We start from the raw sequence: 322 nt of genomic DNA, 5'->3' as shown, positions 1-322 counted from the left end.
AATGCGGCGATTGAAGCAGCACGTGCCGGTGAACATGGTAAAGGCTTTGCCGTGGTTGCGGCAGAAGTGCGTAAGCTGGCCGAACGTTCACAGATAGCTGCGCGTGAAATTGGTGATCTGGCCAGTGGCAGTGTGAAAACTGCAGAACGCGCCGGCGAACTCATCGATGAAATCGTGCCTGGTATAGGCCGCACTTCCGACTTGGTGCAGGAAATTGCTGCGGCTTCGCAGGAACAGTCTGCGGGTGTCGGACAAATCAATACCGCGATGAATCAGATGAATCAGATCACTCAGCAAAATGCGTCCTCGAGTGAAGAACTGG

The 322-nt window shown here is 54.0% G+C and carries 1 protein-coding gene; it reads left to right on the top strand.

Translation table 11 applies throughout. The features are described from left to right. The coding region (locus KDM89_RS21120; RefSeq protein ID WP_230428017.1) for a methyl-accepting chemotaxis protein at window positions 1–322 on the top strand (322 nt) is incomplete at both ends.

Source organism: Cognatundibacterium luofuense (assembly GCF_018139685.1).
GTDB classification, from domain to species: Bacteria; Pseudomonadota; Gammaproteobacteria; order Burkholderiales; family Burkholderiaceae_D; genus Undibacterium; species Undibacterium luofuense.
Note: the sequence above shows the minus strand (reverse complement) of the source record. Positions and strands in the feature narration are given on the sequence as shown.